Genomic DNA, 240 nt, shown 5'->3' with positions numbered 1-240 from the left:
CGGGATGGGGGTCGGCACCGGCGGGGAGGGCGCCAACCAGGGGATGACCTGGCTGACCGAACTAAGCACCCGCGGGGTGGGGGACGCCCTGGTCACCTGCTGGGACGGCCTCAGGGGGCTGCCGGGGTCGATCAACGCCGTGGGGCCCCAGCCCGCCGTCCAGCTCTGCGGGGTCCCCCTCGGGCGCCCCGCCCTGCGCTACTCGGCCAAGCACCACTGGGCCGCCCTCGCCCGTGCGCT

1 protein-coding gene is annotated in these 240 nt (G+C 76.7%); it reads left to right on the top strand.

Going from position 1 to position 240, the window contains the following annotated elements; genetic code table 11:
- Positions 1–4: 4 nt before the first annotated feature.
- Positions 5–240 (top strand): transposase (locus KVT44_RS61450; RefSeq protein ID WP_368857628.1); only part of this gene is annotated, 236 nt, incomplete at its 3' end.

Source organism: Streptomyces sp. GbtcB7, from assembly GCF_019091445.1.
GTDB lineage: Bacteria > Actinomycetota > Actinomycetes > Streptomycetales > Streptomycetaceae > Streptomyces > Streptomyces mirabilis.
The sequence above is the reverse complement of the archived record's forward strand: the minus strand, read 5'-3'. Positions and strand labels throughout refer to the sequence as shown.